Annotated in this window: 24 protein-coding genes; 17 read left to right on the forward strand and 7 right to left on the reverse strand. The window is 69.0% G+C overall.

All coding sequences use genetic code 11. The annotated features are described in order from the left end of the window. Positions 1-70 precede the first annotated feature (70 nt). From AB0J55_RS38110 to AB0J55_RS38150, 9 genes are all read left to right on the forward strand, one after another. A complete protein-coding gene (locus AB0J55_RS38110; protein ID WP_364260275.1) occupies positions 71-790 on the forward strand; it encodes a dihydrofolate reductase family protein in 720 nt (239 codons plus the stop codon). Between the two features lie 23 nt (positions 791-813). Beyond that, the gene (locus AB0J55_RS38115) at positions 814-1,167 is read left to right on the forward strand and encodes a YciI family protein (RefSeq protein ID WP_364260673.1); all 354 of its coding nucleotides are present in this window, start codon (positions 814-816) and stop codon (positions 1,165-1,167) included. Beyond that, positions 1,164-2,360, forward strand: coding sequence for a DUF6596 domain-containing protein (locus AB0J55_RS38120; RefSeq protein WP_364260278.1), 1,197 nt, complete (start codon positions 1,164-1,166; stop codon positions 2,358-2,360). Before AB0J55_RS38115 ends, AB0J55_RS38120 begins: the two co-directional genes overlap by 4 nt. Before the next feature lie 56 nt (positions 2,361-2,416). Continuing rightward, entirely contained in the window at positions 2,417-2,776 is a 360-nt protein-coding gene (locus AB0J55_RS38125; protein WP_364260676.1) for an AraC family transcriptional regulator, read from the forward strand. A 47-nt stretch (positions 2,777-2,823) separates the two neighbouring features. Beyond that, positions 2,824-3,240: a VOC family protein gene (locus tag AB0J55_RS38130; protein WP_364260281.1), complete on the forward strand. Its 417-nt coding sequence runs from the start codon at positions 2,824-2,826 to the stop codon at positions 3,238-3,240. A 464-nt stretch (positions 3,241-3,704) separates the two neighbouring features. Next, positions 3,705-4,766, forward strand: coding sequence for a sugar ABC transporter substrate-binding protein (locus AB0J55_RS38135; RefSeq protein ID WP_364260283.1), 1,062 nt, complete (start codon positions 3,705-3,707; stop codon positions 4,764-4,766). Positions 4,767-4,786: 20 nt separating this feature from the next. Beyond that, a complete protein-coding gene (locus tag AB0J55_RS38140; protein ID WP_364260679.1) occupies positions 4,787-5,731 on the forward strand; it encodes an ABC transporter permease in 945 nt (314 codons plus the stop codon). Then, positions 5,728-6,480, forward strand: coding sequence for an ATP-binding cassette domain-containing protein (locus AB0J55_RS38145; RefSeq protein WP_364260286.1), 753 nt, complete (start codon positions 5,728-5,730; stop codon positions 6,478-6,480). The genes AB0J55_RS38140 and AB0J55_RS38145 overlap by 4 nt, the downstream gene beginning before the upstream one ends. 165 nt (positions 6,481-6,645) lie before the next feature. Then, complete coding sequence (locus AB0J55_RS38150; RefSeq protein WP_364260289.1) at positions 6,646-7,887, forward strand: cellulose binding domain-containing protein; 1,242 nt, start codon at positions 6,646-6,648, stop codon at positions 7,885-7,887. 114 nt (positions 7,888-8,001) lie between these two features. Here AB0J55_RS38150 and AB0J55_RS38155 read toward each other — a convergent pair whose 3' ends face one another. Then, positions 8,002-10,290: a hypothetical protein gene (locus AB0J55_RS38155; protein WP_364260292.1), complete on the reverse strand. Its 2,289-nt coding sequence runs from the start codon at positions 10,288-10,290 to the stop codon at positions 8,002-8,004. Between the two features lie 569 nt (positions 10,291-10,859). Next, positions 10,860-11,312, reverse strand: a complete 453-nt coding sequence (locus tag AB0J55_RS38160; protein WP_364260294.1) for an STAS domain-containing protein — start codon at positions 11,310-11,312, stop codon at positions 10,860-10,862. A gap of 224 nt (positions 11,313-11,536) precedes the next feature. Between AB0J55_RS38160 and AB0J55_RS38165 the strand changes: the two genes are divergently transcribed. Then, positions 11,537-11,689 (forward strand): hypothetical protein, encoded by a 153-nt coding sequence (locus tag AB0J55_RS38165; protein ID WP_364260297.1) that lies wholly within the window; start codon positions 11,537-11,539, stop codon positions 11,687-11,689. A 69-nt stretch (positions 11,690-11,758) separates the two neighbouring features. After that, positions 11,759-12,463 (forward strand): STAS domain-containing protein, encoded by a 705-nt coding sequence (locus AB0J55_RS38170; protein WP_364260300.1) that lies wholly within the window; start codon positions 11,759-11,761, stop codon positions 12,461-12,463. A 484-nt stretch (positions 12,464-12,947) separates the two neighbouring features. On the opposite strand, the gene AB0J55_RS38175 is transcribed toward AB0J55_RS38170, so the two are convergent. Both AB0J55_RS38175 and AB0J55_RS38180 read right to left on the reverse strand, forming a co-directional pair. Then, complete coding sequence (locus tag AB0J55_RS38175; protein WP_364260303.1) at positions 12,948-13,604, reverse strand: arsenate reductase ArsC; 657 nt, start codon at positions 13,602-13,604, stop codon at positions 12,948-12,950. Continuing rightward, on the reverse strand, positions 13,597-14,295 hold the full coding sequence (locus tag AB0J55_RS38180) for a helix-turn-helix domain-containing protein (RefSeq protein WP_364260306.1): 699 nt from the start codon (positions 14,293-14,295) through the stop codon (positions 13,597-13,599). Before AB0J55_RS38180 ends, AB0J55_RS38175 begins: the two co-directional genes overlap by 8 nt. Positions 14,296-14,436: 141 nt before the next feature. On the opposite strand from AB0J55_RS38180, the gene AB0J55_RS38185 reads away from it, so the two are divergent. The 4 genes from AB0J55_RS38185 to AB0J55_RS38200 all read left to right on the forward strand — a co-directional run bounded on the left by AB0J55_RS38185 (position 14,437) and on the right by AB0J55_RS38200 (position 17,275). Beyond that, positions 14,437-15,372 carry a PfkB family carbohydrate kinase gene (locus tag AB0J55_RS38185; protein ID WP_364260309.1) on the forward strand — a complete coding sequence of 312 codons (936 nt, stop codon included), beginning with the start codon at positions 14,437-14,439 and terminating at the stop codon, positions 15,370-15,372. Next, complete coding sequence (locus AB0J55_RS38190) at positions 15,360-16,100, forward strand: 5'/3'-nucleotidase SurE (protein WP_364260311.1); 741 nt, start codon at positions 15,360-15,362, stop codon at positions 16,098-16,100. Before AB0J55_RS38185 ends, AB0J55_RS38190 begins: the two co-directional genes overlap by 13 nt. 75 nt (positions 16,101-16,175) lie before the next feature. Next, positions 16,176-16,544, forward strand: a complete 369-nt coding sequence (locus AB0J55_RS38195) for a cupin domain-containing protein (RefSeq protein ID WP_364260314.1) — start codon at positions 16,176-16,178, stop codon at positions 16,542-16,544. After that, positions 16,541-17,275, forward strand: coding sequence for an SDR family oxidoreductase (locus AB0J55_RS38200; RefSeq protein WP_364260317.1), 735 nt, complete (start codon positions 16,541-16,543; stop codon positions 17,273-17,275). Before AB0J55_RS38195 ends, AB0J55_RS38200 begins: the two co-directional genes overlap by 4 nt. Before the next feature lie 33 nt (positions 17,276-17,308). Here AB0J55_RS38200 and AB0J55_RS38205 read toward each other — a convergent pair whose 3' ends face one another. From AB0J55_RS38205 to AB0J55_RS38215, 3 genes are all read right to left on the reverse strand, one after another. Next, on the reverse strand, positions 17,309-17,674 hold the full coding sequence (locus tag AB0J55_RS38205) for a hypothetical protein (RefSeq protein WP_364260320.1): 366 nt from the start codon (positions 17,672-17,674) through the stop codon (positions 17,309-17,311). 19 nt (positions 17,675-17,693) lie between these two features. Further along, a complete protein-coding gene (locus AB0J55_RS38210; RefSeq protein ID WP_364260323.1) occupies positions 17,694-18,581 on the reverse strand; it encodes an RNA polymerase sigma-70 factor in 888 nt (295 codons plus the stop codon). Positions 18,582-18,710: 129 nt separating this feature from the next. Further along, positions 18,711-19,469: an SDR family oxidoreductase gene (locus AB0J55_RS38215; protein WP_364260326.1), complete on the reverse strand. Its 759-nt coding sequence runs from the start codon at positions 19,467-19,469 to the stop codon at positions 18,711-18,713. Between the two features lie 153 nt (positions 19,470-19,622). Here AB0J55_RS38215 and AB0J55_RS38220 point away from each other — a divergent pair, with 153 nt between their 5' ends. Both AB0J55_RS38220 and AB0J55_RS38225 read left to right on the forward strand, forming a co-directional pair. After that, positions 19,623-20,669 carry a ferritin-like protein gene (locus AB0J55_RS38220; protein WP_364260329.1) on the forward strand — a complete coding sequence of 349 codons (1,047 nt, stop codon included), beginning with the start codon at positions 19,623-19,625 and terminating at the stop codon, positions 20,667-20,669. 470 nt (positions 20,670-21,139) lie between these two features. Then, positions 21,140-22,087, forward strand: coding sequence for a hypothetical protein (locus AB0J55_RS38225; protein ID WP_364260332.1), 948 nt, complete (start codon positions 21,140-21,142; stop codon positions 22,085-22,087). Positions 22,088-22,128: the final 41 nt, after the last annotated feature.

The raw sequence follows: 22,128 nt of genomic DNA on the forward strand, positions 1-22,128 counted from the left end.
GGCGGACGGCTCCGACTGAGGGGTACGCGGCGGCCAAGGAGGCCGCCTCCCCACGATTGGAGCGCAAGCGATGACCAAGGTGACCGCCCAGATGTCGGTGTCCCTCGACGGCTGCTACACCGGGCCGCGGCACCCCCACGGCGTGAGCGGCTGGATGCAGGGCCCCGAAGCACCCGGGTTCTTCCGGGTCACCCGCTGGGCCGTCGACGCCGCGGCCTGGCGCGAGCGGCAGGGTTTCGCCGGCGGCGAGCGGTCGGCCGACTCGGAGATCGTCGCCGAGACGTTCGCCGCGGCCGGGGCCTACGTCATGGGCCGGCGCATGTTCGACGCCGGGGAGGTCCCCTGGGGTGACGAGCCGCCGTTCCGGGCTCCGGTGTTCGTCGTCACCCACCGGGCCCGTGCGGTGCTCGAACGCCGGGGTGGCACCTCCTTCACCTTCGTCACCGAGGGGTTCGAGCGGGCCGTCGAGCTGGCCCGGGCCGCCGCCGGCGGCAAGGACGTGGCGGTGGCCGGTGGCGGGGAGCTGCTGCGCCAGGTGCTGGCCGCCGGGCTGCTCGACCAGCTCGAACTGCACATCGCCCCGGTGCTGCTGGGCGACGGCCAGCGCCTGTTCGGCCCCGGTCTCGGCCCCGGTCTCGGCCTCGGCGCGGACGACGGCATCGAGCTCGTCCCCACCCGGGTCGTCGACACGCCCGGCGTCACCCACCTCCGCTATACCGTCACCGGGCGGTCGAAGCTGGTGCTGGACGATCGCGGCGCCAGCGGCGACCTCGTCCAGCCGCGGCAGTGAGAGAGGACAGGCCCGTGAAGTACATGCTGCTGATCTACGGCAACGAAGAAGCCTTCACCTCGATCGGGGCGGAGGCCCTCGCCGAGGTCATCCGCGAAACCGACGCCCTCAACCGGGAGCTGTTCGAGTCGGGCGAGCTCGTCGGCGCCTACGGCGTCGCCGACGAGGTGAACACCAAGATGGTCCGGGTCACCGACGGAACGCCGGTGGTGACCGACGGTCCCTACGCCGAAGCCAAGGAGTTCCTGGGCAGCTTCATGATCGTCGACTGCGACAGCATGGACCGCGCCCTGGAGATCGCGGCCCGCGCCCCGTCGGCGCGCTACTGGGGCGTCGAGGTCCGGCCCCTGATGCACGAGGCCGAAGTGGCACCGTGACCGGCTGGCAGGCCGTCCGGCGGCTGGCCCCCGAGGTGCTCGGGGCGCTGGTGCGCCGGTACGGCCGGTTCGACGCCTGCGAGGACGCCGTCCAGGAGGCGCTGCTGGCGGCCGCGGCCCAGTGGCCGGTCGACGGATGGCCGGAGCACCCCCGGGCGTGGTTGCTGACGGTGGCGTCGCGCCGCCTCGCCGACCAGGTGCGCAGCGACGCCGCCCGGCGACGGCGGGAAGAGGCCGACGCGCTCCGGACCCCGCCCGCCGGCGCCGTCGAAGCCGGTGACGACACGCTCACGCTGCTGTTCCTGTGCTGCCACCCGGCGCTGACGCCGCCCTCGCAGATCGCGCTGACGCTGCGGGCCGTCGGCGGCCTGTCGACCGCCGAGATCGCCCGGGCCTTCCTCGTGCCCGAAGCGACCATGGCCCAGCGCATCAGCCGGGCCAAGCAGCGCATCAAGGGGGCCGGCTTCGCGCTGCCGCCGCCGGCCGAGCAGGCCGCGCGGCTCGGCGTCGTGCTCCAGGTGGTCTACCTCGTCTTCAACGAGGGCTACACGGCGACGTCGGGGACGCGGCTGGTGCGCGCCGAGCTGACGGCCGAGGCCATCCGCCTGGCCCGCGAGCTGCACCGGCTGGTCCCCGGCGACGGCGAGGTGGCCGGCCTCCTGGCCCTCCTGCTGCTGACCGACGCCCGCCGCCCGGCCCGCATGGCCCCGGACGGCTCGCTGGTGCCCCTGAGCGAGCAGGACCGGACGCGCTGGGACAGCGAAGCCATCGCCGAGGGCGTGGCCCTGGTGACCGAAACGCTGTCGCGGGGCCCGGTCGGCCCGTACCAGCTCCAGGCCGCCATCGCCGCCGTCCACGACGAGGCTCCCACCGCGGAAGCCACGGACTGGCCGCAGATCCTGGCCCTCTACACGCTGCTCGAGCGCGTGGCACCGAACCCGGCGGTGACGCTGAACCGCGCGGTGGCGGTGGCCGAGGTCCACGGACCGGCGGCGGGACTGGCCCTGCTCGACACGCTGGCGGCCGACGAGCGCATCTCCGCGTCCCACCACCTGGTATCCGTGCGCGCCCACCTCCGCGAAATGGCCGGCGACCACGACGCGGCCCGCGCCGGCTACCAGGAGGCGGCCCGGCGCACGACGAGCGAACCCGAGCGGCGTCACCTCCTGGGCCGCGCCGCGCGCCTGGGATGATCCGGGTGTGCTGTGATGACGTCGTGAGCCGGGCCGGGGAAGCGACCAACCGCCGCATGCTGCGGGCGCGCGACACCATGGACCGGGACTACGCGAAGCCGTTGGACGTGGCGGCGCTGGCCCGGGTCGCGCACGTCTCGGTGCCGCACTTCGGCCGGACCTTCCGCGCCACCTTCGGGGAAACCCCGCACCGCTACCTGCAACGCCGCCGGGTGGAGCGGGCCATGTTCCTGCTGCGCTCGGGCGACCGGAGCGTCACCGAGATCTGCCTGGAGGTCGGCTTCACCAGTCTGGGGACGTTCAGCCGGACGTTCCGGGACATCGTCGGCGAGTCGCCGACGGCCTACCGGCGCCGGGGGCCGCTGGCCGGTGTGCCGACCTGCTTCGCGATGGCGTGGATGCGGCCGCGGGGCTGATCGTTTCGGATAAGCGTCCCGGTGTCCTCCTGCACTACCGTCGCCTCATGCTCAACGCAATCACGATTTCGCAGATCTTCGTGCTCGACCAGGACGAGGCGCTCGACTTCTACGTCGGCAAGCTCGGCCTGGAGGTCCACACCGACGCCGACCTGGGGTTCATGCGGTGGCTGACGATCAACGTGCCCGGTCAGCCGGACCGCGAGATCCTGCTGGAGAAGCCCGGCCCGCCCCGGATGGACGAGGCGACGGCGGACCAGGTCCGGGACCTGCTGACCAAGGGTGCGATGGGCGGCTCGCTGTTCTTCACCAGCGACGACTGCCGCAAGACCTACGAGACGCTGCTGGCCAAGGGGGTGGAGTTCACCGACGAGCCGACCGAACGCCCGTACGGCATCGACTGCGGCCTTCGTGACCCGTTCGGCAACAGCATCCGGTTCAGCCAGCCGCTGCCGAGGTCCTGAACGCCGGGTTCGCGAAACCGTGCCGCCGCCGGAAGCCTTCCCCTGGTATCCGGGCGGGGCCGGGGCCGACGACGTGCCGTCCTCGAACAGGTACGTTTCGTCGGTTGCCCAGCCGATTTCCCACACACCTGGGCGGCGACCGTGCCCGCCGGATCGGCCGGCTCGTGATCTCCGCAGCGGGCTGTCCCTTTCCGCCGACGTTCCGCAGGTACACCAGAACAGATGCCGGCACCCCCGCGATTTGTTGCAGCCTGTCCGGTAATTGTCCCCTTTCGATCAATTCGACGAAAACCGTCCCGACGATATTGCCCGAATGGCCGTGTCCCGGCCGCCGGATGAAGGAATGCGAACTACGGCGCCGGGCATACAATCGAGCCGCGACCATCCGGTGATTCAGACGCAGCCGTCGAGCTGAATGGGGGATCAATCCGATGTCCGAAACAGCGGCCAGTTCCCGGAGAACGGTGCTGAAGTACTTTGGCGCGGGCGGTGGCGCGGTGGCCGTGGGCGCCGCGCTGGCCGCGTGCACCGGCGTCCAGCAGGCCCAGAACGGCGGCCGGTCCGGGCCGTTCCCCGGCAACCCGGGGTGGCGGTTCGTGTTCGTCAACCACGTCACCACCAATTCCTTCTTCGTCCCCACCCGGTCCGGGCTCGCCGACGCGGCGGCGCTGCTCGGCGTGCCCGAGCCACAGTGGACCGGCTCGGAAAACGGCAACGTCGCCCAGATGGCGAGCGCCATGGAGACGGCGATCACCGGCAAGGTCGACGGGATCGCCGTCGCGCTGACCGACGACCACGCCTTCGTCGACCTCACCAAACGGGCGCTGGGCCAGGGCATCCCGGTGATCGCCTACAACGCCAGTGCGGCCGGCAACTACCCGCTCACCTATGTCGGCCAAGACCTTTACCTGTCCGGTTTCCGGATGGGACAGCGCATTGCGCAGAAGATCACCTCCGGCGACATCCTGGTCGGCATCTCCCAGCCGGGCGGCAACAACGTCCAGCCGCGGCTGGACGGCATCACCGACGCGCTCAAGCAGGCCGCGCCGGGTGTGCGCGTCCAGTCGGTGAACACCGGGGCCGAGCAGGCCGGCGAGCTGAACGCGATGACCGCCGCGTACACCGGGAACCCCGCGGCGAAGGGGATCTACGCGGTCGACGCCGGCAGCACCGCCGCGTGCGCGAAACTGATCGCCGACCGCGGCCTGGCCGGCAAGATCGGCGGCGGCGGGTTCGACCTGCTCGACGACACGGTCACCGGCGTCAGGACCGGCGCGCTCGACTTCACCATCGACCAGTCGCCGTACCTGCAAGGGTTCCTGTCGGTGCTCTACCTCTACCTGTTCCGGCTGTCCGGCACCCTGGTCGCGCCGCCGGCCACCGACACCGGCCTCACGTTCGTCACCAAGGAGAACGTGGGTCCCTACGCGACGGCCCGCAGCAGGTTCGAGGGCGGCGACAACAAGGAGGTCATCGGGATGCCGCAGGCGATCCCGCTGCCGCCGGCGTCGGTGCTGAGCCGGTGAGGCCGGTGCTGCCGGGTGTGATGCGGGTGAAGGAACTCAGCATCCTGCTGGTCACGATCGCCGCCGGAATCTTCTTCACGGTGACCAGCAACGCGTTCAACTCCCTCGACAACTACCAGACGATCGCCCAGTACGTCGCACCGTGGGCGATCATCGCCGCGGGACAGGTGATGTTGCTGATCTGCGGCGAAATCGACCTCTCCGCCGGGTTCGTGTTCACCCTCGCCCCGTTCATCCTGATGTTGTTCTTCGTCAACGGCTGCCCCCTGTGGCTCGCCCTGCTCGGCGCGATCGCGGTGAGCACGCTGGTCGGGCTGGTGAACGGGCTGATCCGGACGCTGCTGAACATCCCGTCGTTCATCACCACGCTGGGCATGGCGTTCCTGTTGCAGGGCCTGGTCCTGATCATCTCGGACGCCCGCCCGGTGGGGGCGCCCGAAGACAGCTGGGTGGCCGGTGTCTTCGGCGGCACGCGCTGGACGGAGTTCCTGTGGGCGGCCGCGGTCGTCGTGGTCATGCAGGTGGTGCTTTCGGCGACCCGGTTCGGCATCCACACCCAGGCCACCGGCGGGAACCCGGTCGGGGCCGCGGAATCCGGCATCGCGGTGAACCGCGTGAAGGTGGTCAACTTCGCGATCACCAGCACCCTGGCCGGGCTGGCCGGCATCCTTCAGGGCACCCGGGTCGGCTCCTACGACCCGACCAACGGCGGGTTCACCACGATGTTCTTCGCGGTCGCCTCCGCCGTGATCGGCGGCACGGCCCTGCTGGGCGGGTCCGGCACGGTGGTCGGCGCGTTCCTCGGCGCGCTGCTGCTCGGCATCGTCTTCGACGGCTTCAACCTGACCGGGGTGAGCGCGAACGCGTTCAACGTGGTCCTCGGCGCCGCCATCCTGCTCGCGATGGCGCTCAACGTGACGCTGGTCGTGCTGCGCAAACGCCTCGGATCCCGGGAGCTGACATGACCGCCGACGTCATCCGGGCCGAGGGCGTCGGCAAGAGCTTCGGGCCGGTCGACGCGCTCACCGGCGTCAACCTGCACGTGCAGCCCGGCGAGGTGCTCGGGCTGATCGGGGACAACGGCGCCGGCAAGTCGACGCTGATCAAGATCCTCACCGGCTACCACCAGCCCGACCGCGGCCGCATCCTGTTCGAAGGGGAGCCGGTCACCCTGAAGTCCGTGGTGCACGCGAGGTCACTGGGCATCGAGACGGTGTTCCAGGACCTGGCGATGGTCGACGACCTGCCCGTGTACCTGAACCTGCACCTGAACCGCGAGCTGACCCACCGCCCGGTCCCGTTCCTGCGACGAGGCGAAATGAAGCGCCGCGCCCGGGAGGTCCTCGACTCGATCGGCATCGACATCCCGTCGGTGACGGCTGAGGTGGGCATGCTGTCCGGGGGCCAGCGCCAGGCGATCGCGGTCGCCCGCTCGGTGTATTCGAAGGCGAAGCTGCTGCTGCTCGACGAACCGCTCGCCGCGATGGGCGCCAAGGAAAGCGCGGTGATCCTGCGCCTGCTGCAGGAGCTGAAACGCCGCGGCGACATCGCGATCATCCTCATCGCCCACAACTACGGCCAGGTGATCGACGTCTGCGACCGGGTGAACCTGCTGCAGCACGGCGAGATCACCTTCGACCGGCCGGCCGCGGAAACCTCGGTGGCCGAGCTCCTCGAACTGGTGAACGCGGAATACCGCCTCGGCGGCCCCTGAAGGCTGTTCCGCGCATTTCCGGTGAAAATTACATGCGGCCGGTCCGGTGCGGTACCGGCCGGATCCAGCGGCCATTCGCCGGCGCGGCGAAACCTTTCGTCCCCTCGGTTGACAGCGTGGTTGCCACGGTCACAGCATCATTCGCCGACCGGAAGGAAGCTGGCGATGATGAGAAAGGTCCTGGTGGCCGTGGCCGCCACGCTGCTGGTCCTGGGTTCGGGCGGGGTGGCCGCGAGCGAACCGCTGCAGCCGGCCGCGTCGACGGCGGGCTGCGGCAAGGCCCCGACGCTGACCAGCGGTACCCGGACGATCCAGACCAGCGGGAAGAGCCGCAACTACATCCTGCGGATCCCGGACGGCTACGACCGGACCCACCCCTACCGGCTGATCTTCGGCTTCCACTGGCTGGGCGGCACGTCCACCGACGTCGACACGGGCCGGACCGTGCAGACGGGCACGTGGGCGTACTACGGCCTCCAGCGGCTCGCGAACAACAGCGCGATCTTCGTGGCACCACAGGGTTTCAACAACGGCTGGGCGAACTCCGGCGGCGAGGACGTGACCTTCGTCGACGACATCATCCGGCAGCTGGAGGGCGACCTCTGCGTCGACACGACCCAGCTTTTCGCCGTCGGCTTCAGCTACGGCGCCGCCATGAGCTACTCGCTGGCGTGTTCGCGGGCGACGGTGTTCCGCGCGGTGGCGGTGCAGTCCGGCGGGCTGCTCAGCGGGTGCAGCGGCGGCACCCAGCCCATCGCGTACCTCGGTGTGCACGGCATCCGGGACAACGTGCTCAACATTTCCGGCGGCCGCTCCCTGCGCGACACGTTCGTGCGCAACAACGGCTGTACCGCCCAGAACCCGCCCGAGCCGGCGCAGGGCAGCCTGACCCACCGGGTGACGAGCTACGCGGGCTGCCGGGCCGGGTACCCGGTGCAGTGGGCGGCGTTCGACGAGGGGCACATCGCCGCCCCGCAGGACGGCGCGACCGGCGACAGCGGATCCCGGACCTGGGTGCCGGCGCTGGTGTGGCAGTTCTTCTCGCAGTTCGGCGACGGAACCCCGCCGGACAACCCGCCGCCGGGCAACGGGGCCTGCAAGGTCGCCGCGGTGGTCAGCGCGTGGAACACCGGCCTGACGGAGAACATCACCATCACGAACACGGGCACGGCCCCGGTCAGCGGCTGGTCACTCGTGTTCGCCCTGCCGGCCGGCCAGACCATCACGTCCGGGTGGAGCGCCACGTATGCACCGTCGTCCGGAGAGGTGACCGCCACGAACGTCGCGTACAACGCGGAGATCGCCGCGGGCGCCTCGACGACGATCGGCTTCCAGGCCAACCACACGGGCAACCCGGCGGCCCCGACGTCGTTCACGTTGAACGGCGCGGCCTGCACGGCCGGCTGAACGCTCACGCCGGTCCGAGGTGCCGTCGGCCGGGACGCGCCGTACGAGAAATTCCTGTGCCCGGCTGTGGCGGACGCCACGGGTCTTTCGGTGTATCGATGCAGCAGTCCACAATCAAGCCCAGATCAGTACGCCGTCGTCTCGGATCATCGGCTGGCCGGGTTGGGCTGGGTCGGTCTGAGCCGGGACATGGTTTTCGAGGCGCCTCGCGCAGTCGGTGAGGAGCGCGTTGACGTTTCGCCATCGGGTGCGGCGGGTGCCTGTCCGGCTCGTCCAGCCCATCACGTGTCCGCGTTCGGTGCCGGGACGGAGGTCGACAGCGAGAATGGCGCCGTCAGTCCTGCGGCAGATGGGTATCAGAGCGGTGCAGAAGCTGGTCATTGGTTTGCCGGCTGGTTGCAGGTGGTTCCCTTCTGGATGGCAGCAGGTTTGATCCGCGTAAGTGCTCAAGGAATTCCACGCCTCCCGCGCGCGTGCCACTGGCAGTGGAAAGAACACGCCGGGAACGGTGAATGCGGTACGTCGGTTCTGTTCGTAGTCGACACCGTCCATCAGGCGCCACCACTCGACGAGATCGTCCGGGAGCGTCTGTCTCATGGCATGTTGCAGCGCCAGGACGTCCGCAGTGGGTGCAGGACACCGTAAGGTTGCTGCTGTGGCGGGCGTGTTGACGCGGAGCCAAGCTGTAATCCGATGCCACGCCGGGCCAACTTCGTAATTTACCGGCTCGCTGTCGCTGCGAGCGGTGGCGACGTCGAGAGGAGCTGGTGTCGTTTCCAATATGGGGGTGTCGGTACCATTTTCGGCATACTCTAACGTATTCAAACCCAGTGCCTGCAGGATGTCGCGGGGTGAGGAAAGCAGCTCCGGTTTGTGGTTCAGCTGAAACTGTTGTGTAGTGGTCAGTTGGTGCACTGCGATGATGTCTCCGTTTTTGACTATCAGCAGTGCTCCGACTCTGACAACGGCTGAAGGGATAGGTTGCAGTGCTGTCAAGGTTGGCGCAAGGTTCTGCATCAAGGTTGCGGTATTGGTGGCATCCTGTGCCTGGACCAATCTAGCCTCCACTGCGTGCGCGGCTACCATGGCGGCTTCTCGTCCGGAAGTGGTTTCGGTGACGGTCTTGATGCGGCCGATGAGCCGGCGCATCCAGGAGCCGATCTCTGGGTCTCCTCGTTCGATGACCTCCGCTTCGGCCTTGCTCACCAAGTCCTCGACCGCGGCCTGGACCAGTTCGTGTCCCGTGGCCGTCGACAGATAGATCCAGATAGGAAACTCTGGTGGACTCTGCCCCTGCATGTCGGCAGGCGCGGCGTTTGGTGGTGATGGCTCCAGTAAGCTGGCCAAGGGTGGACCATCATGCGCGAGGATCTCATTGAGATCATACCCATGAAGCTCCATGTGAAAGGTTGTCGTGGGTCGACTCAATTGCTGTCGCGATAACGCAGGGATCAATCGCAGTTGACGGGCTTGCTCATCAATCCACCGGGTGATGAAGGCGCCGACTTGATCGCCGAGTTGCTCGGCTAGCAGGCGAAGGAAGGTGATCGCGGGCGGGATTCCATCCGGGCCCGCATTGAAGTCGGAGAGTATGAGAAAGGCACTCCAGGCGTCCGTTGTGGCCGGCAGCGAGGGGGACGGAGTTACCGGCTCTAACGCCTGTCTTACCATGGCTGCTAGGTGTGGGACCTGTAGTTGGGTGACGTAAGCTTGCAGTTTCGTTAGATCTGCGCGAGGGATCACTTCCCATGCGGTGTTTTCCGCGACTGTTTTGGCTCGGTCATCGTCGGCGGGAGAGGAGGCGTACTGCGACGTCGAAGTAACCGTGGCAACTTTGCCGTGCAGTCGAAGGTAGGCTGTTTCTGTACGATCCGTCTTTGATATATGAATGGGATTGTAGGATTCGGGGAGCAAGCCTGGATCGGGTGCGATAATTTCATCGAAGAAACGTTTCGATGAAATAACAGTAAGCATCTGGTTGGATTCGACGAACGCCTCTTTGGCCTCATTTGAGCTTAAGATTTTAATGGCGGTATCGATCGCTTCCCCAAGCCACCTGGTTCCATCATGCCCCACCTCGCCGGATCCTAGGGCCAATTGGAGCCGGATTTGAGCTTGTGGAATGCGGGACCAATTGAAGCGGCGCAGGGCGGCCACCACGCGCTCGGGTAGCCGGTCGGCGAGCACGGCTCTGGGTGTGCCGGGTGGCAACAGGATAAGGACGCCGTCGCCTCGCTCCTCCAGTATGCACGCGCCAAAGTCGATGCCGCTTTCGGTGAAGGCTGCCTTCAGTACTTCGTACGTTCCCTCGTGTACGGCTAACCGGTCGCGCAGGGCCTGGTGCGGCGCGTTCAAGCCCGCCACGCCGACTACCATGATCGCGTGGTTCAGGAAATAGGACATTCGGAGGAGCCTCCCTCTTTCGATGTCACTTGGCTCGACGTCGCATGCCAGGCGTAGATTATGGCCCATCGTCGCGGGTTGGTGACGAATCTGGCGTCGGACCGGGCTCAGAGAACTGGTGACGAGTCGACCCACCCCGCGTACGTCGCTGCACGGGATCGGCGCTCGTCCCGTAGAAGCGATAGGAGAACCGGCTTGGTGCCTTCGTAGCCCGCGTTGCGCTCTGGCTCTAGGTGACTGGGGACACCGACAGTAATGACTGGATGAGCTCTGTGCTGATGGTGACCTTTTCGTGTCGGGGAACAGCGAGGCATGGTCTCACCAGGCAAAAGCGCATCGGCGCAAGTTGCAGCCCCGTGTTGGTCTCCGGAGGCGCCGTTGCGTCCGATAGTGCTCCGGGTTGCCGTCGCCAGCGGCGTCACCTGTGCCGCATCGTCCGCAGGAAGCCGTCTTCACCTGGTGATCGGCTTCGGTGCGCGCTCCGCGACAACCGACTCCCGAAAGAAACCCATGTCCGTGACGACCGCTACCCGAGCAGAACTTCGCACCCCGCCGCGCCGATCCCGGGCTCACGATTCGGTTCGGCACGACGCGGCCCCGCCGGTCGGCACCGCCGGCGGCGGGGACAGCGGGACTTCGCGCAGGGCATCGGCGAGGATGGGGTAGACCCCGGCCCGGGTGTCGATGCCGGAGATCCGCAGCGGGACGAGGACCGCGCGGGTCGCGGCGACGATCCCGATCCGGCGGCGCTCGGCGCAGGCCCGGCTCACCGCGCCCTCGAGCGCGCGGACGCCCGCCGCCGCGAAGTACGTCACCTCGGACAGGTTCAGCACCAGGCAAGCCGGCAGGTCCTGCCACAACGCCCGGTGCAGCAGCCGGACGGAACGAGCGTCGACCTCCCCGGCGGCGGAGATGATCGCCAGATCGTGCCGCCACGGAATTCGCCGCACGGTCAGCACCTTCTCGGGAGCGGATTCCCCCGCGGCGGGTGAATGGGCGGTATTCGAGATGGGTGCAGACATGGCGGGTGCTCCCGAACTATTCGGGGCGAAGCGTCGGTGCGGCGCTCTCCACCACTGTAGACGCTCTGTCGGCGTCCGGCGCGATCCCGGACCGGAAATGAGTTTCACCTTTGCCCGGTCATTCCATTGGTGCGCCGATCCCGGTTTCTCCGGCGCGGCGCCGGGGTAGGCGGCAGGGCGGGAAGAGGAGGCACCATCGGCTTCCCGGGAAAGGACCGCCGACCATGGCTGACAAGGATGCCAAAGAGATCAACCCCGACGCGCCGGTGTCACCCGGCACGGCGCCGGTGCCGGACCTGGACGTCGACGTGGCGCAGTTCCTGGCCGACGAGCCGCCGCCGCGGCCGGACGGCGCTGCGGCGGAGCCGCCGGACTGACTCCCCGCCGCGTCGACGGGGTCCGCTCGCCGGCGCGCCGATCGGGCGGGCGGCTGCCAGACTGGCCGCATGGACGACGAGTCCGCGTGGACGATCACGATGCCGCCGGCGCGGACGACCGCCGGCGTCGTGCAGGTGGTGATGTCCGGAGCACTCGGCCCGGCGGCGCACGCCCGGCTGCGCGAAACCCTGCGAATCGCCCTGCTGACGGCGCTGTCACCCGAACCGGCGGCGCTCGGCGTCACGCTGACCGCGGTGACCTCGTGCGACGAGGTGCTGCCGGCGGAGCTGCAGGAGCTGGCGCTCACGTGCGCGCGGGAGAACCTCGCTCTGCGCATCGAAGTCACCCCGGCGCTGCTGCCCTGGCTGGGCAGCAGCGAGCTGACGCCCTTCCTGCACCTTTCCGACGCCCCGGTGGCGGGCACGTCGGAGGTCGCGGTCGTCCCGACCTGGATCGACCGGGCCACGCTGGTCATCGCCCTCACCGGTGAGCTCGACCTGGTGACCACCGCGCGCACGCGCGACGCGATCGCGGTGATCCTCGCGGCCCGGCCCCTGCGCCTGGTGCTCGACCTGGCCGGCGTGACCTTCCTGGCGTCGACGGGCGTGAACGAGATAGTCCGCCTCGCCCACGCCGCCGCCGACGACGCGGTGGCCCTCCACGTCGCGGCGGGCATCCCCAACCGGCGGACGTTCGAGCTGCTCGGCCTCACCGACACTTTGCTGCGCGTCTTCGACACCCGCGCCGACGCGCTCGCGGCCTTCAGCGGGTGAGCAGCACCGCCACATCCGCCCTGGCGGTTCACGAACCTGCCCGAGCGGGATGGTGGGGAACCGCTGGTGTCCGTGCCGTGGCAGCCCCAGGACCTTGGCCGAGGAGATGAACGACAGCCGCTGGTCCCAGAACACCTGTCCGGGTCGCGAGCTCGGAAATGCGCAAACCGGTCACGCGCCGAACCTGAACCTTCGACTCGACTCGAAGGTCAACCCCGGATTCCGACAGCAGGAGGTCGTGGACCGTGCAGCCGGCTCAGCGACCTGGGGTACCACGACGTCGGCCGCGGCGGCAGATGTGACGTGCCGCCACGGCAGCCCGCCGAACACGGCGTCCACAAAGGACACGACGGGGTTGAAGTGGGCATCGCTGACGGGCCCGAACATCAGGATGAGCGCGAACAGCCCGGCCGCCGTCGCGGCCGCGTTCTCGGTCAGCTGCAGACCGGTGTCCGCGGGCGACAGCCGTGGCAGGCAACGGATGTCAGGCGAGGGCGGGCACGCCGAGCTCGTCGAGCAGGCCGCGGACCCGGCGTTCGATCTCGTCGCGGACCGGGCGGACGTCGTCGACGCTCTTGCCCGCCGGGTCCTCGAGTTCCCAGTTCAGGTAGCGCTTGCCGGGGAAGATCGGGCAGGCGTCGCCGCAGCCCATGGTGATCACGACGTCGGCGGCGCGGACGATTTCGTCGGTCCACGGCTTGGGGAACTCGGTGACGATGTCGATGCCGCGCTCGTGCATCGCCTCGATCGCCGAGGGGTTGATGGTGTGGCCGGGCTCGGACCCGCCGGACCAGGCCAGTGCCTGGTCGCCGGCCAAGTGCTGGAAGAGGCCCATGGCCATCTGGCTGCGGCCGGCGTTGTGCACGCACAGGAACAACACGGTGGGTTTGCCGTCGTGGTCACCCTCGATCCTCGCGAGGGCGTGCAAGCGCTGGCGGGCGAACCGCTCGGCCAGCAGCGGCAGGAAGTTCGGGATGGTGCTGCGGGAGGCGAACTGGTCGTAACTGCTGCGCAGGAACTGCTCGATGGTCTCGCTGCCCAAGACGCCGTCGAACTCGCCGTGCAGGCGGGCCGCGGCGGTGCGCAGCGCGAGCTGCTGGTCGATGCTCAGGTCGTGGTGCTGGTGCTCGAGGTCAGTCATCGGTCTGCTCTCCGGGGAGGTGGACGGCGGGGGTGAGCCGGTGGATCCGGTCGGCGAGGTCGTGGAAGGCGTGGTCGAACGCGGAGTCGGTGTCGACGCGGGCCGGGTCGGGGACCGACCAGTGCAGCCGGCCGGCGGCGCGGGTGCCGAGTTCTTCGTGGGCGTTGTCGCACACCGCGACGACCAGGTCGTCCTCGCGCAGGACCTCCTCGACGAGCGAGGTGCGGGCCCGTGCCAGCGACAGGCCGCGGGCACGGGCGACAGCCGTCGCGCGGGGATGGATCCGGGCGGCCGGACGGGTGCCGGCCGAGGCGGCGGGCACCGGGCTCTGACCGGCCCAGATCGCGGCGGCCAGCTGGGAACGTGCCGAGTTGCGGGTGCACACGAACACGACCCGCGGCGCCGACAGCGTCCCGGAGGGCTGCAGGCCGGCGAGCGACGCCGGGCGCAGCCGGAGATAGGTGCGCCGCCGGTCGCCTTCGGAGCGGGACCGCTCGACCACCCCGGCCTGCTCCAAGAGCTTGAGGTGGTGCGCCAGCAGGTTGCCGGGCAGGCCGAGGTCCCGCCCGAGCTCGGTGGGCGAGGCGTCACCGAGCACGAGACGGTCCACGATCGCCAGGCGCGCGGGCTCGCCGAGGGCGGCGTGCACTTGGGCACGCGCCCTCAGCTCGGGAGTCCACTCAACGTTCATTGACTCAATAATGATTGAGTGAAGCGGTGGACGTCAACGGCCTCGCACGCGATCAGGCCCGCTGCGTATCCGTCGCCGGAAGTTCACCGGATCGTCGATCTCAGCAGTCATGAAATCGGGCAAAACGGGTACAAGATCTTCATGGCCGAAGGACGAGTGGCGGTGTTCGCGCCGTCTCCGCAGCTGACCGTGACCGTGGAAGACCTCGATGGCGTGCCCGACATCCACGTGCACGCGGGCGGGCAGGGGGTGTGGCAGTCACGGATGATCGACTCGCTGGGCGCGCAGGCGGTGTTGTGCTGCGCGCTCGGCGGCGAGACCGGGCAGGTGCTGCGGCACCTGATCGGCGTCGACGTCGAGGTTCGCGAGGTCGCCGCGCGCAACGGCGGCTACGTGCACGACCGGCGGGCCGGGCACCGCGACGAGGTCGTGCGGATGCCGGCGGACGCGTTGTCCCGGCACGAGCTGGACGACCTCTACGAGCTGACCCTCGTGGCGGCGCTCCGCGCGGACGTCACGGTCCTCAGCGGCCCGGCCGAGGACGACGTCCCGGTACCCCATTCGGTGTACGAGCGGCTCACCCGCGACCTCGGCGCCCACGGCGGCCGGGTCGTGGTGGACCTGTCCGGGGAACGGCTGGCGCGGGCGCTCGCGGGCGGTCCGGAGGTGGTCAAGATCAGCCACGAGGAGATGGTGGCCGACGGGCTCGCCGAGTCGGCCGCCTTGGCCGATCTGGCCGCCGGGTGCCGCAAAGTGGCGTCGTCCGGCGCCCGTGCCGTCGTCGTGTCGCGAGCGGACGCGGAGACGCTGGCCCTCGTCCAGGACGAGCTGTGGCTGGTGGAGTCGCCCGATCTGACGGCGGTCGACAGCCGTGGTGGCGGGGACTCCATGACGGCCGGCCTGGCGGTGGCCCTGGCGCAGGGCCGGTCGTTGGAGGAAGCGTTGAAGCTCGGGGCCGCGGCGGGAGCGGTCAACGTGACCCGGCATGGCCTCGGCTCGGGCAGTGGCGACGCGGTGCGCGAACTCGCCGGACGGGTGCGCCTGAAGAGCTGGGAGGACGGCGGATGCGAGCACTGATCACCAATGACGACGGGATCGGGTCCCCGGGACTGACGGCCCTGGCGCGGGGCGCCGTCGCGCACGGCTGGACGGTGGTGGTCGCCGCACCGGCCGCGGAGGCCAGCGGCACCAGCGCGGGCCTTTCTGCCGTAGGTGACGGCGGCCGGGTCGCGGTCGAACGGCGGAAGCTGCCCGGCCTGCCGGAGGTACCCGCGTACGCCGTCGCCGCCCATCCCGGCCTGATCGCGCTCGCCGCGGCGGAGGGAGCGTTCGGCGAGCCGCCGGACGTCGTGCTGTCCGGGATCAACCACGGAGCGAACGTCGGCCGCGCGGTGCTGCATTCGGGCACCGTCGGCGCGGCGCTGACGGCGGCGCTCAACGGCGCCCGTGCGCTGGCCGTGTCGCTCGACGTGGGACTGGATCCCCGTTCGGAGCCCCATTGGGACACCGCGGTGGCGGTCACCGCCACCCTGCTCGACCGGCTCGCCGAACTGCCGGCCGGAACGGTCCTGAACCTGAACGTCCCGGATCGCGCCGAGGTGGGCCCGGTGAAGCGGGCCGGCCTGGCCGAGTTCGGCGCGGTGCGCAGCCGCATCCAGGACGACGGCGACGGGACGTTCACCCTCGCCGCCGTGCTGGTCGAAGGCGACCTGCCACCGGGCAGCGACGCCCGGCTGCTGGCCGAAGGCCACCCGACGGTGACCGCGCTGCGGTCGGTGACCGAAGACGCCGACCTGGTGCTGTGAAGACGGTCCGCCGGTCACAAATCCCGGGGCTGTCCGGTCGTAGCGGGTGTATCCGTTCGTCGAGGAGGTCTTCTCATGTCATTGACCGTGCTGCAGGAGGCGAAACCGCCGTTCGTGCCGGAGGGGGCGCACGCGATGACGATCGTCATCGAGTACCCGCCGGGCGACCCCGGCACCCCGCCGCACCGCCACCCCGGGCCGGCCTTCGGCTACGTGCTGGAGGGCGAGATGGTGTTCGAGCTCGAAGGCGAGCCACCGCGGGTCGTCCGCGCCGGCGAGGCGTTCTGGGAACCGGGCGGCGACGTCATCCACTACCAGGACGGCAACAACCGCGACGACGTCCCGGTGCGGTTCACCGTCACCATGCTCTGCGAACCGGGCAAACCGATGGTCGACCTCGTGACCGAGGACGAACTCCGGGCGAAGGGATGGTCGCGGAAGTGAAGATCGCCGTCATCGGCGGGACCGGGCTCATCGGCTCCCGCGTGGTCGAGATCCTGGCCGCGAACGGGCACGAAGCCGTCCCGCACTCGCCGTCCACCGGGCTGGACCTGCTCAGCGGAAAGGGGCTGGCCGAAGCGCTGGCCGGCGCCGACGTCGTCGTCAACCTGACGAACTCGCCGACGTTCGACGACGCGTCGCCCGGGTTCTTCCGGACGACCATGGACAACCTGCTGGAGGCGGCGGGCGCGGCCGGGGTCGGCCACGCGGTCATCCTCTCGATCGTGGGCGCCGAGCTGGTGCCGGACCTGGTCTACTACCGCGCCAAGGTGCTGCAGGAGGACATCCTCAAGGCCGGTCCGGTGCCATACTCGATCGTGCGGGCCACGCAGTTCTTCGAGTTCATGGCCGCGACGATGTCCTGGACCTCCGACGAGAACACCGTCCGCCTGCCCGCGACGCGGATCCAGCCCATCGCCGCGGACGACGTCGCCCAGGCCGTCGCCGACGTCAGCACGGGTGCCCCGCTGCGGGGGACGCGGAACGTCGCCGGGCCGGAGGTGTTCGCCCTCGACGAGCTGGGCCGGATCACCCTGGCCGCCCAGGGTGACCGGCGTCCCGTCGTGACCGACGACCAGGCCGGCCTGTTCGCGGCCGCGTCGGGCGACGCCCTCATCGCCAAGGACGGCGCCGTCATCGCGAAGACCACCTATCGGGAGTGGCTGGCGCGGTGAGAAAGACCGGGCCCGCCCGGTGTGCGGGCCCGGTCAACCGCGGTGCCAGGCGGTCAGCTTGGCCGGGTTGAGCACGATCCAGAGCGTGGTGATCCGGGACCCGGCGGTTTCGGCGCCGACGACCGCGACGGCGCGCGAGGTGTGACGCAGGGCGAGCCCGGCGCGGCCGTTGACGGACTCGACGGTCAGCTCGGCGTCCGCGCGCCCGCCCATGATCCCGATGACCAGCCGGGCGACCTCCGTCGCGCCGCGCACGGTCCCCGCCGGCGCGGGCTCCGGGTCGCCGCCGTCGCACGTCGCGACCGCGTCGTCGCCGAGGACGGCTTCGAGCGCGGCGCTGTCCCGCCGGCGCCAAGCCGCGGCGAACCGGCGCACGGTCTGCTCGTGCGGGTCGAACACGGATCCTCCCGCCGGCGGGTCAGGCCGGGACCGCCTTGTTCTTCTCGGGGTTGACCAGCCACAGCAACTGGTCGATGCCCTCGGCGGTGGCACTGACCGTGAGCAGGCCGTACACGATGCCGTCCTGGCGGAGCACGGCGGCGGTCTGCCCGTTGACCTGGGCCCACTCGACGTCGATGTCGTCCCAGAACCAGCTGGAGATCGCCTGCAGGAACTTCGTCACCCGGACGCTGCCCACGAGCGGACGGCGGGCGACGCCCTTGCGGCCGTTGCCGTCGGACAGGTTGGTCACGTCCGGGGTGAAGAGCCGCTCCAGTTCGGCCAAGTCGCCGGACCGGGCGGCGGCGAGGAACGTGGTCAGCAGTTCCCGCTGCTCGGCCGCGGGTACGGACGCGTGCCGCTCGCTCGTGAGGTGCTTGCGGGCCCGGCTGACCAGCTGGCGCACGGCGGCTTCGGTCGACGACAGGATGTCGGCGATCTGCGCGTAGGTGTAGTCGAAGGCTTCCCGCAGCACGTAGGCCGCGCGTTCGCCGGGGGTGAGCTTCTCCATCAGCAGCAGGGTCGCGAACTCCAGCGCTTCACCGCGTTCGGCGCCCAGGTACGGGTCCGCTGCGGTGTCGACCGGTTCGGGCAGCCAGGGCCCGATGTAGGTCTCCCGGCGTTTGCGGGCCGACTGGAGGACGTTGATGGCCAGCCGGGTGGTGGTCGTGGCCAGGAACGCTTCCGGGTTGGTCACGGTGGACCGGTCGTAGGTCTGCCAGCGCAGCCAGACCTCCTGCACCAGGTCCTCGGCCTCGGTGACGCTGCTGAGCATGCGGTAGGCGATCCCGAACAGGCGCGGCCGCACTCTCGTGAAGGCGGCCGTGGCCGCCTCGAGATCGGCCAGGTCACCGAGTTCGGCACTCATCCCGGAATCCGTCACCCTCCGACTCTACGATGTCGGCTCCCGGGGCCCCGGCCGCGCGGCCGGGGCCAAGGAAAGCTCATTCGACGAGCTTGACGAGGACCGACGTGGCGATCCGGTGCTCGGTCGTGGTCACTTCGCCGGCGGCGGGTTGAGCGGGAGCCAGTCGGCGAACCGGGTGGCGGCCAGCTGCGCGCCCGCACCGGGCAGGAGCATGTCCTTGTCCAGCAGGGCACCGAAGTAGCGCGCGTCCGGGTCGGTGACGACCTGGCGGGGGTCCCCGCGGAAGGCCAGCCCGGTGCGGATCAGCTCGTCGAGCCCGAACTGCTCGGGACCGGCGACCTCGAGCGTGCCGTTCAGCGGTGCGCCGGCGGCGACCCGGCCGACCGCGGTGGCCACGTCTTCGGCGGCCATGGGCTGGATGCGCGCGTCCGGCAGGCGCACGGTGTTCCCCTCGGTCGCCGACTGGGCGATGCTGCCCACGAACTCGAAGAACTGCGTGGCGTGCACGATCGAGTACGGCCGCCCGGACTCCTTGATGAGCTTCTCCTGCGCGATCTTCGCGCGGAAGTAACCGCTTTCGGCGAGCCGCTCGGTGCCGACGACCGACAACGCCACGTGGTGCCCCACCCCGGCCTTCTCCTCGGCGGCGAGCAGGTTCGCGGTGGAGGTGCGGAAGAACTCCAGCACGGCGTCGTCGGCGAACGAGGGCGAGTTCGAGACGTCGACCAGCACCTGGGCGCCTTCCACCGCTTCGGCCAGGCCTTCACCGGTAAGCGTGTTCACGCCCGAATCGGGCGACGCGGGGACCGCTTCGTGGCCGTGTGCGGTCAGCTTCCGGACGAGCTTCGAGCCGATCAGCCCACTGCCGCCGATCACGACGATCTTCATGGTGTGCCTTCCCGCCTGCGTCCCGGCCGCTCCGGGACGTCGTTCTCCGGCAAGGACCGGACAGGCTCCCGGTTTGTGACAGCCCGGCTGTCACAAACCGCGCCGGCATCCGGTCTTGGCTGCCGACACCGACCCGACGAACCGGAGTACCGCATGGACACCCGTGGCGCCCACGCCATCGACACGATCGACGATCTCCGCCGCCACCTGCAGTGGGCGATCGAACTCGAGCACGCGACGATTCCCCCGTACCTGTGCGCCCTGTACTCGCTGGACCCGGCGCGCAATCCCGAAGCCACCCAGGTCGTGGGGACGGTCCTCGCCGAGGAGATGATCCACCTGGCCCTGGCCGCGAACCTGCTCAACGCCGTCGGCGGCTCGCCCCAGCTCGACACGCCGGACCTGTTGCCGCCGTACCCGCATCCGCTGCCCCACGGCGACCGGTCCGTGCACGTCCACCTGGCCCCGTTCGGCCCGGAAGCCCTCGAGCTGTTCCTGCGCATCGAGCAGCCCGCGTCGGCGGACGCGCCGCCGCAAAGCGACGAGTACCGGACGATCGGCCAGTTCTACGCCGCGATCGAACAGGGGTTGCGCACGCTGTGCGACAAGCTGGGCGAGGAGCAGGTGTTCACCGGCGACCCGGCTCGCCAGATCGGCGAGTTCCACCTCCGCGGCGGAGGCGGCGAGGTGCTGCCGGTCCACGACCTGAAGTCCGCGTCGGCCGCGCTGGCGGAAATCGTCGAGCAGGGCGAAGGAGCCGCGCGCACGGACGTCTGGGACGGCGACCGCGACGTCTTCCACCCCGACCGGGAAGAGGTCGCGCACTATTTCCGGTTCCAGGAGCTGAAAGTGGGCCGCCGCTACCGAACCGGCGACACCCCCCAGTCCGGCCCGACCGGAGAGGAGATCGCGGTCGACCTAGGCGGCGTGCTGCCGATGCGGCATAACCCGCGGACTGCCGACTACCCGGAAGGCAGCCCGATCCGCGTCGCCCAGGAGGAGTTCAACGAGACCTACAGCCTGCTGCTCTACCAGCTGGAAGAAGCCTTCACCGGCAACCCGGGCGGGATGACGGATGCCGTCGGCACGATGTTCGCGCTGCGCAAGCAGGGACTGGCGTTGATGAAGATGCCCACTGGCGACGGGAAGACGACCGCGGGCCCGACGTTCGAGTACGTGCCACCCGAGCGGCGGAACTGAAGGCCCACACCAGCGTCGGCTCGATCGCCGACCAGCAATCACCGGCTATGGCCGCCCGCGAAGACACGGACGTCCTCGGCTTGCGGGCGCGAACCAGCATCGACCACGAAACGGATCACGCCATGATCGACATCACGGCCTGGCGACAGGATCGAGGAGGGAGGCCCATCTGCAGCTGATACGGAAGTCGTCCGGATGACCAAGCCACAGTTCGACGCTGGTGTGATCGCCGCGGGTGCCCCCGGTGAGATTCGAACTCACACTGGACGGGTTTTGAACGGATCATGAATCTGGCCTCCGACCTGCGACAACGTTGGTTGTAAGAGGCCTGCGGGGGCGTAGCGGGGGCGCTGTCGTGGTAACGCTGGGGGGATCTTGGCGCGGAGTTCGGTTTGCTGGCGTCGACCTGACCTGTACGCGCAGGGCACAGATGTGCCGATTTGCGGTCACGGTGACTTACGCTCGCTCGCATGGATCTAACTGTTGACGGGCCTGAGGTAGGCGTTGAGGTAGTCGAGGCAATGGAACGAGGGCTCGCGCGCATGGGGCGCCCGGATGCTGAAGTTTTAGTAACCAGTGACCTGCAGGCCGCCGTTCGACGGTTGGATACTTCAGTTCCCGCGTATACGACTCAGCGCGGTGGGGGCGAAGTCGCGGGTAGGACAGTCATAACACCCGAGGTGTCAGTTATTGTCTTGAGTGACCAGTATCTCCGGAAGTCTTCACCGCACGATATCGAACGCATCCTTGCTCATGAGGCAGGGCATCTAGTCTTGGGAGAAAGCGGCGAGGAAGTCGGCTCTGAACGTCTTTCAGTCAAGCCGGGTTGGCGCTGGAAGCTTCGGTATATTGGCGGCACTGCGCTGGAGGAGTATCGCATTGAGCGGGCTATGTACGACCTTGGCTACGGATCGTCAGAAATGGCCGAATCTGACTCCGTATCGAGTAGCTTGCATGTTTTGAACTGTCGCGTCTTTGAAGCGATGGCGGATCCTCGGAGTCATGCTGATACGGTGTACTTCGAGGCAATGATCCTTGCGGCTCTCTCTGACTTTGCCAAGGTGCTCGCCTACTGTGGTGCGTTATCGTTGAGTGGACGAGGGCGGGACTATCCAAGGCGGGAGCTGAATCATTTCGGGCAGGCTAATTGGGATGATTTTGTAGGGACTCACTGGGGTGAGCGACTTGACTTTTTTGAAACTATCCCGGATGTTCGTCAGGCTGGAATTTCAAGGTTTGAGACGAATGTGTGGCTTCAGGCTGCCAACTTGGAGCAGGAACTGTTGAAGCGAATCGGATTCATTTTTCAAGGTCCGCCGGATGGCGGTAACTATTACTTCACTCGGCGGCAAGACGATCAAGTTGTCGAGTCGCGGCTCAGTCGTGCCTCAGAGGAGGCGATGGTCAGGGAGGCGTAACACCTGCCGAGGCTTTCTGGCTAACGGGTCGGATAGCCCGG

The sequence above is a fragment of the Amycolatopsis sp. NPDC049688 genome, from assembly GCF_040674975.1.
In the GTDB taxonomy this organism is placed as follows: Bacteria; Actinomycetota; Actinomycetes; order Mycobacteriales; family Pseudonocardiaceae; genus Amycolatopsis.